We start from the raw sequence: 7052 nt of genomic DNA, 5'->3' as shown, positions 1-7052 counted from the left end.
CTGACGCTGTTGGATGAGACCTACAACGCCTCCCCAGAAGCCGTCTTGGCGGCCTTGGATCTACTGGCGCGCCAGCCAGGCCGCCGCTTTGCGGTCCTGGGCACCATGCTGGAGCTCGGGGAGCAGAGTGTTGCCCTGCACCGCCAGGTGGCCGAGCGTGCCGCTGCGCTGGATCTCGATGGTTTGGTGATCGTGGCCAGTGGGGCCGAGGCTGAGGCGATGGCCCAGGCGGCAGCGCCCCTCCCTCGGGTGTTGGTCGTGGATCGGCCAGAGGACGCCGCTGGAGCGCTTCAGCAATGGCTCCTGGCTGGAGACGTGCTGTTGCTGAAGGCCAGCCGTGGTGTTGCACTTGAGCGCTTGATTCCGCTGCTTCCAGAGGTCTGAGCCAATCTGGCCTCAACGCCGAGGTCAGCATGCAGTTCAATCTGAAGAGTCGCCTTCAGTCCCTCAAGCTGGTCTCGGGCTTGGCGACGTTTCTGAAACACCCCGATTCCCTCGAGGGGGTGTTCGCCGTGAGCCGCAGCCTGCAGAACAGCCCCCTCTCGGCACAGATGTTTCGCCATCTGCTGGAGAACCCTGAGCTGGCGGCTTTGGTGGACTCCAACTGGCGTCCAGGGGCCATCGACTTGGATGCCCTCTTGGCCCTTCCCGAGGGGAGCCTGGGTCATGTCTATGCCCATCAGCTCCGCTCCCAAGGGCTGACACCAGAGAGCCTGATTGACCCCAGGCCGATCAGCTCTGCGGAGGATTACATCACCCACCGGCTGCGGGAGACCCACGACATCGTCCACGTGCTGACCGGATTTGGCACCGATGGTCCTGGAGAGTTGGGCCTCCAGGCCTTCAACCTGGCCCAGAACCGCTCGCCCCTGGCGGTGATGCTCATCTTTGGCGGGATGTTGAGCTGTTTGCAGAACGACGAACCGCTGGAGGAGTTGCTGGAGTCCCTCTCCCGCGGTTTCGCTCATCTTTGGCGGGATGTTGAGCTGTTTGCAGAACGACGAACCGCTGGAGGAGCTGCTGGAGTCCCTCTCCCGCGGTTTCGAGATGGGCCTCAAGGCCCGCTGCCTCATCGCTCAGAAACTCGAGGACGGATGGGATCGCCCCCTGGCGCAATGGCGGCAGGAGCTGGACCTCCCCGCCTAGGACCAGTTCTCCTTGATCAGTTGCTTGGCGCGGCCGAGGGCCAAGGCACCAGCGGGGACATCCTTGGTCAAGGTCGATCCGGCTCCCACCGTCACGTTGGCCCCCAGGGTGATCGGCGCGACCAGCACGGAGTTGGCTCCGGTTTTGCTGCCAGCACCAATCACGGTCCGGTGTTTGTTGACCCCGTCGTAGTTGGCGGTGATGGTGCCCGCTCCGACGTTGACGTTCTCGCCGAGTTGGGCATCACCGATGTAGCTGAGGTGGTTGACCTTGCTCCCGGCGGCGATTTGGCTCTTCTTGATTTCGACGAAGTTGCCGATCCGGCAGTCCCGGGCCAGTTCGGTCCCAGGCCGGAGCTGGGCGTAGGGGCCAATCGTGCAGCCATCAGCGACGACCGCATCACGCACGACGGAGTAGAGGACCTCCACCTCTTCGCCAACGCTGGCGTTCTCGAGGAAGCTTCCAGGGCCGATGCGGCAGCCACGGCCCACGTTGGTGTTTCCGCGGAAATGGCATTGCGGTTCCACGACGACATCCCGGCCGAAACGGGTTCCATCGCTGAGGGTGCAGCTCTCGGGATCGACAAAGGTCACGCCCTCGGCCATCCAGTGGCGACGCAGGCGCTGCTGGATCACCGCTTCGCATTGCGCCAGTTGGTAGCGGTCATTGATGCCATTGATCTCATCGGCATCGGCCACCTCCACGTGCATGGCGGGGCTGAGCATCGCCACGGTGTCCGTGAGATACAGCTCCCCTTGGTCGTTATCGGTGCTCAGTTGGGGGAGGACCGCAGCGAGCTTGCTCCAGTTGAAGCAGTAGATCCCGGCGTTGGTGAGGTTGTTGGCTCGCTGCTCCTCGCTGCAATCGCGGTGTTCGACGATGGCGGAGACATGGCCACTGGCATCGGCGAAGACGCGCCCGTAGCCGGTTGGGTCATCCAGCCTCGCGGTCAACAGGGTCACGGCCGCCTGGGAGGTGCGGTGGCGCTCGAGCAGTGCCGTGATCGTCTCCTCCCGCAGCAGCGGTACGTCCCCATTGAGGACCAGAAGCTCACCCTCAAAGTCCGCCAGGGGCGCCAGCAATTGCTGGACCGCATGGCCGGTGCCGTTCTGGGGCTGCTGCAGCACAAATTCCAACCCCCCGTGCTGGCTCAGGGACTGCTCGACGCGCTCGGCCTGGTGTCCGACGATCAGGATCTGGCGCTGGGGGTCCAGGGCGCGGCAGCTGCCGAGCACGCGCTCCACCAGGGTTGCTCCCGCCAGTGGCTGCAGCACCTTGGGCAGGTCGCTTTTCATGCGGGTGCCCTTTCCGGCGGCCAACACGGCAACGGCGAGCATCGGCAGGGGCGGGTAGCTGAGCGGGAATCTACTGGTGGTTGCCCGCAAGTCCCCAGCGCCGGCGCCAGGCACTCGTGCCTTCCACGTTCCCCTCGCGCATGGCCTTGGCCTGCGCCTGTTGCCGCTGTTGAAGAATCGTTTTGCGGTCCAGGCAGAAGCCGGGGTCGCGGTAGGGCTCGGCGGCGTTCGTGCCCAGATGCTCCATCTCCATCGGTGTGAGCGACCGAAGTCTTGGGCCGGGTGTCAGGGGGGAGGGGCTGGCCGCGGTGCCGCCGCTCCAATCCTGTTTGTGCTGCTGCAGTCCGCAGGGTGCCTCGATCGCCGCGACCTCGAGGCCGGCCAGGCGCAGGGCCTGACGTACGGCCGCCGCACTGCAATAGGTCAGCAACCGGCCCTCGGGCTTGAGCAGGGAACCCAGGGCACCGAGAAATTCAACGCTCCAGAGCTGGGGGCAGCGACTGGGCGAGAACGCATCCAACAGCAACAGATCGAACTGCCCCTTCTGCTCTTCGACCAGCGGCTGGACCGCCAGCCTGGCGTCTCCCCAGAGCATGCCTGGGCTGCTGCAGAGTTCCTGAAGCCGCGCCACCGTGCCGGGTTGCCACTGCGCGCGAAAGGCAGGGCTCGCCAGGGCTTGGGCCAGGGGTTCGCGGTCGAGCTCGAGTCCCCACCAGTGCAGTTCCAGCCCTCGGCTGGCGCAGGCCTCAATCAGCGCAGCGGTGTTGCAGCCGGTGCCGACGCAGACATCCAGGACCCGAAGGCTGCTGCCCCGCCCCAGGCGCTCCAGCCCTGCGGGTTCGACGAATTTCTCGCGTGCTTCCGTTAGGGCGCCGCGGCTGCTGTGGAAGGCCTCGCCGAACTCCGGACTGAACAGGCTGAAGCTGCCGTCGCCGGTGCTGCGGACCTCAAGCTTGAAGCCGTTCGAGGTCATCCCAGAAGCCCGGGTAGGAGACGGCGGCCGCTTCCGGTCGCGCGATCGTGGTCACGCCCGAGGCGATCTGGGCGGCGACGGCCAGGCTCATGGCGACCCGGTGATCGGTTTCGCTATCGACTTCGGCGCCGTGCAGCATCACGCCGCCCTGGATGGTCATCCCGTCGGGGAACTCCTCGATCTGGGCACCCATGGCTCCGAGTTGACGGGCCATGACCGCCAGACGATCGGTTTCCTTGACCCTCAACTCCTCGGCCCCCGTGACCCGGCTGGGACCTTCGGCGCAGCAGGCGGCCACGGCAAGAACAGGGATCTCATCCACCAGCCGGGGGATCAGATCGGCGCCAATGCTGAAGCCCTTCAGGGGGCCATGGACGACCCGCAGATCACCCACGGGCTCGCCTGCGACGTCCCGGGCATTGAGCACCTCGATGCGGGCTCCCATCTGCTCGAGAACATCAAGAATGCCGGTGCGGCTTGGGTTGAGGCCGACGTTTTCGATCGTCAGGTCCGCCCCGGGGGTGATCGCTCCAGCAACCAACCAGAAGGCGGCGGAGCTGATGTCACCAGGCACAACCACGTCCTGCCCTTTGAGGCTCGAGCCCGGCACCACGGTCACTTCGGTTTGGCCTGGACCTCCAACGCTGAGGTCGGCGCCGAAGGCGCGCAGCATCCTCTCGCTGTGGTCCCGGCTCTGGACTGGCTCGATCACCGTCGTCGGTCCGTCCGCGGTGAGCGCCGCCAGAAGGATCGCGCTTTTGACCTGGGCGGAGGCCACCGGGGTGCGAATCGTGGCCCCTTTCAATTGACGGCCTTCGATCGCCAGGGGGGCGAGGTTTCCGCCTGCGCGCCCATGGATCGTGGCTCCCATCTCGGAGAGGGGACCGCCCACCCGCTTCATCGGCCGGCGCCGCAGGGAGTCGTCACCGGTCACAACGAAATGGCGACCACTGCGGCCCGCCAGCAGACCCAGCATCAGGCGCATGGTGGTACCCGAGTTGCCGCAATCCAGCACGCTCTCGGGTTCTTGAAAGCCATCGAGGCCGACGCCTTCGACGACCACGGTTTTGCCGGCTTCAATCGCTGAGACTTGAACACCCATCGCCCGCAGGCAGGCGGCGGTGCTCAGGGGATCCTCCGCGGGAAGCAGTCCTTCAATCCGTGTTGTGCCCTCGGCGATCGCGCCAAAGAGCAGGGCGCGGTGGGAGATCGACTTGTCGCCTGGGACCCGAACGTGGCCCTTCAGGCTGCGGCCGTTGCTGGTGCCCAGGGCGAGGGACATGGAGGAGGACTTGGTTTCAGCGAGCGTAGGAACTGATCGAAAACAGGCTCAACTCGCCAAACTGAGCACACCCCCGATCAAGGGTCCATGGCCGAGCAACTTCAGGCAGTCTTTGGCTTCCTCGCTCTGATTCAGGGCGACGCTGAGCTGCGGGCGCGACTCAATGAGGTCTGCACCGCCGATGAGGTGGCTGCGATCGCCAGCGCGATGGGGCACCCCTTTGAGGCCTCCACCTTGCTGGGGCTGTTTGAGCGCTGCAACGAAGCCCCCGTCGCTCGCTCCGGGCTGATGGATGAAAAGCTGATCCGCGTTTATCTCCAGCGGGACGCCCTGGCTTAACCCAGCATCAGGCCGCCCTCGTTGCTTAGGCATTCCTGCCAGCTCTGAAGGTCAAACAGGAGTTCTTGAAGGGTGAGCTGCTTGAGCTCGCGATCCAGGGCGGATTGCAGCCGCCGGCCCATGCTCTTGAGCACGTCCTGCTCGGCGCGGCTGCTGTCCCCGGGGGCGTCGAGCACCAGGGGGGCACCGACGGCCTTGAGGACCTCTCCCACGGGAATGGCCTCGGCGGGGCGGCTGAGGCGGTAGCCCCCCTGGCGACCTCGCTTGGCCTCGACGAGTGCTGCGCGCCGCAGCTGCAGGAGCAACTGCTCGAGCATCGGGGCGGGCAGTCCCTGGGCCTCGGCAATCTCGCTAACGGAACACCACTGGGGGTTGACCATGGCGAGGTGCAGTAACGCCTGGAGTGCCTGCAGAGCGCTGCGCCGCAACATCGTTCAGGCCGGCCGTTGCAGCCGCTCGAGAACCTGCTCGAGCACATAGCCAAACAGCGCAGGGTCGGGTTCCTGTTGACCGACGTCGCCCAGGCCCAATTCCTCCCAGCGTTGATCCACGCGGCGCTCGAGTTCGGCGGGCCGTTGCAGTGGCTCGCCCCAGGGGTGGTTGCGCTCGGGGCCCACTTTGGTGGTGGCGTCGATCGCCAGCCGTCCCCCCAGTCCCAGCTGTTCGCTGGCGAAGTCAAGCGTGTCGAAAGGGGTGTTCTCCAGGACGAAGAGATCGCGCTGTGGATCCACCAGGGCACTGATCGCCCAGATCACCTGCCTTGGATCGCGAATGTTGATCGACTTGTCGACGACGACGACGAACTTGGTGTAGGTGAATTGGGGTAGGGCACTCCAGAAGGCCATGGCGGCCCGCTTGGCCTGCCCCGGGTAGGCCTTGTCGATGGCGATCACGGCCAGCTTGTAGCTGAGCCCTTCCATGGGCAGGAAGAAATCAACGATCTCCGGAATTTGCTGGCGCAGGATCGGCGTGTAGATCCGGTTCAGGGCGATGGCGAGCATCGCGTCTTCTTTGGGGGGCCGTCCGCTGAAGGTCGTGAAGTACGTGGGATTGCGCCGTTGGGTGACGCACTGGATGCGCACCAGCGGTGAGGGTTCAACGCCTCCGTAGAAGCCCATGTGATCGCCAAAGGGGCCATCGGCCAGCTCCTCCCCTGGGGTGATCGTTCCCTCCAGAACGATTTCGCTGTGGCTGGGCACCTCCAGATCCAGGGTTTTGCACTTCGCCAGGCGAACCCCCTCACCGGCGTAGAGACCCGCGAAGAGCCACTCACTGAGTTGAACCGGGATCGGGGTCGCAGCGGCCATCACCAGCAGCGGGTGAACGCCAATCGCGATGGCGATCTCCAGGGGTTTGCCCAGGGCAGCGGCCTTGCGCAGGTGGCGGGCGCCGCCACGGACGCTCAGCCAGTGCACGGTCATCGTGTTGATCGACTGCTGTTGCAGCCGGTAGACACCGACGTTGGGGGTGCCGGTCTCCGGGTCCTTGGTGATCACCAGGCCGAGGGTGATGATCCGACCGGCATCACCGGGCCAGGGACGCAGCAGGGGCAGGCGATCGAGGTTGACGGCATCACCCTGAAACACCTCCTGCCGGCAGGGGGGGAGCAGGTCGAGGTCGGGTTTCGCCTTCAGGACATCCAGCAGGACCGAACCAAAGCGCAGGGCTTCCCGCGGTCCCTTGGGGGGCTTGGGCTGTTGCAGCAGGGCCAGTCGCTCGCCGAGGGCCTCAAGCTCCTCGGGTCGCTCCATTCCCATCGACCAGAGCACCCGCTCCAGGGTCCCCAGCAGATTGACCGCGACGGGGATGCTCGAGCCCTTGACGTTCTCGAACAGCAGGGCGGGACCGCCGCAGCCCAGCACCCGATCGGCAATGGCCGCCAGCTCGAGGTCCGGGTCCACCGGAGCGCTGATGCGGCGCAACTGACCCCGAGCCTCAAGCAGCTCCAAAAAGCCCCTCAGATCGCGTTGGGATCCAATGGCGTTGGCCGCAGATCCCATGGCGCTCTCAACTTTTC

The 7052-nt window shown here is 65.6% G+C and carries 8 protein-coding genes and 1 pseudogene; 4 read left to right on the top strand and 5 right to left on the bottom strand.

The annotated features are described in order from the left end of the window. The 3 genes and pseudogenes from QZ186_RS03815 to QZ186_RS03805 form a co-directional block, all read left to right on the top strand. Nucleotides 1-384: cyanophycin synthetase (locus QZ186_RS03815; RefSeq protein WP_296415879.1), on the top strand; the 384-nt coding region annotated here is incomplete at its 5' end. A 29-nt stretch (nucleotides 385-413) separates the two neighbouring features. After that, nucleotides 414-842: pseudogene (locus tag QZ186_RS03810) on the top strand (Coq4 family protein); the annotation flags it as partial. Nucleotides 843-978: 136 nt separating this feature from the next. Next, nucleotides 979-1146: a hypothetical protein gene (locus QZ186_RS03805; protein WP_296415878.1), complete on the top strand. Its 168-nt coding sequence runs from the start codon at nucleotides 979-981 to the stop codon at nucleotides 1144-1146. Here QZ186_RS03805 and glmU read toward each other — a convergent pair. Genes glmU through aroA form a run of 3 tightly spaced genes read right to left on the bottom strand, consistent with a single transcriptional unit; the run spans nucleotide 1143 to nucleotide 4696 of the window. Next, on the bottom strand, nucleotides 1143-2483 hold the full coding sequence (gene glmU, locus QZ186_RS03800; protein ID WP_296415877.1) for a bifunctional UDP-N-acetylglucosamine diphosphorylase/glucosamine-1-phosphate N-acetyltransferase GlmU: 1341 nt from the start codon (nucleotides 2481-2483) through the stop codon (nucleotides 1143-1145). The genes QZ186_RS03805 and glmU overlap by 4 nt on opposite strands. A gap of 28 nt (nucleotides 2484-2511) precedes the next feature. Continuing rightward, entirely contained in the window at nucleotides 2512-3414 is a 903-nt protein-coding gene (locus QZ186_RS03795; protein ID WP_296415875.1) for an MnmC family methyltransferase, read from the bottom strand. Beyond that, nucleotides 3389-4696, bottom strand: coding sequence for a 3-phosphoshikimate 1-carboxyvinyltransferase (gene aroA / locus QZ186_RS03790; protein WP_296415874.1), 1308 nt, complete (start codon nucleotides 4694-4696; stop codon nucleotides 3389-3391). Before aroA ends, QZ186_RS03795 begins: the two co-directional genes overlap by 26 nt. Nucleotides 4697-4783: 87 nt before the next feature. On the opposite strand from aroA, the gene QZ186_RS03785 reads away from it, so the two are divergent. Further along, complete coding sequence (locus QZ186_RS03785; protein WP_010316784.1) at nucleotides 4784-5035, top strand: Nif11-like leader peptide family natural product precursor; 252 nt, start codon at nucleotides 4784-4786, stop codon at nucleotides 5033-5035. Here QZ186_RS03785 and QZ186_RS03780 read toward each other — a convergent pair. Both QZ186_RS03780 and QZ186_RS03775 read right to left on the bottom strand, forming a co-directional pair. After that, nucleotides 5032-5466, bottom strand: a complete 435-nt coding sequence (locus tag QZ186_RS03780) for an Rrf2 family transcriptional regulator (protein WP_010316786.1) — start codon at nucleotides 5464-5466, stop codon at nucleotides 5032-5034. The genes QZ186_RS03785 and QZ186_RS03780 overlap by 4 nt on opposite strands. Nucleotides 5467-5469: 3 nt before the next feature. Further along, complete coding sequence (locus tag QZ186_RS03775; protein WP_296415871.1) at nucleotides 5470-7035, bottom strand: UbiD family decarboxylase; 1566 nt, start codon at nucleotides 7033-7035, stop codon at nucleotides 5470-5472. Between the last annotated feature and the right edge of the window lie 17 nt (nucleotides 7036-7052).

The sequence above is a fragment of the Vulcanococcus sp. DEBay_Sum29NL08_54 genome (genome assembly GCF_017859255.1).
In the GTDB taxonomy this organism is placed as follows: domain Bacteria; phylum Cyanobacteriota; class Cyanobacteriia; order PCC-6307; family Cyanobiaceae; genus Vulcanococcus.
This window is presented reverse-complemented; position numbering and strand designations above follow the sequence as displayed.

Excerpts from the sequence above, each read along its gene's own strand:
- QZ186_RS03805 (WP_296415878.1), top strand. The coding sequence starts at position 979 with ATGTTGAGCTGTTTGCAGAACGACGAACCGCTGGAGGAGCTGCTGGAG.
- glmU (WP_296415877.1), bottom strand. The coding sequence starts at position 2,483 with ATGCTCGCCGTTGCCGTGTTGGCCGCCGGAAAGGGCACCCGCATGAAA.
- QZ186_RS03795 (WP_296415875.1), bottom strand. The coding sequence starts at position 3,414 with ATGACCTCGAACGGCTTCAAGCTTGAGGTCCGCAGCACCGGCGACGGC.
- aroA (WP_296415874.1), bottom strand. The coding sequence starts at position 4,696 with ATGTCCCTCGCCCTGGGCACCAGCAACGGCCGCAGCCTGAAGGGCCAC.
- QZ186_RS03785 (WP_010316784.1), top strand. The coding sequence starts at position 4,784 with ATGGCCGAGCAACTTCAGGCAGTCTTTGGCTTCCTCGCTCTGATTCAG.
- QZ186_RS03780 (WP_010316786.1), bottom strand. The coding sequence starts at position 5,466 with ATGTTGCGGCGCAGCGCTCTGCAGGCACTCCAGGCGTTACTGCACCTC.
- QZ186_RS03775 (WP_296415871.1), bottom strand. The coding sequence starts at position 7,035 with ATGGGATCTGCGGCCAACGCCATTGGATCCCAACGCGATCTGAGGGGC.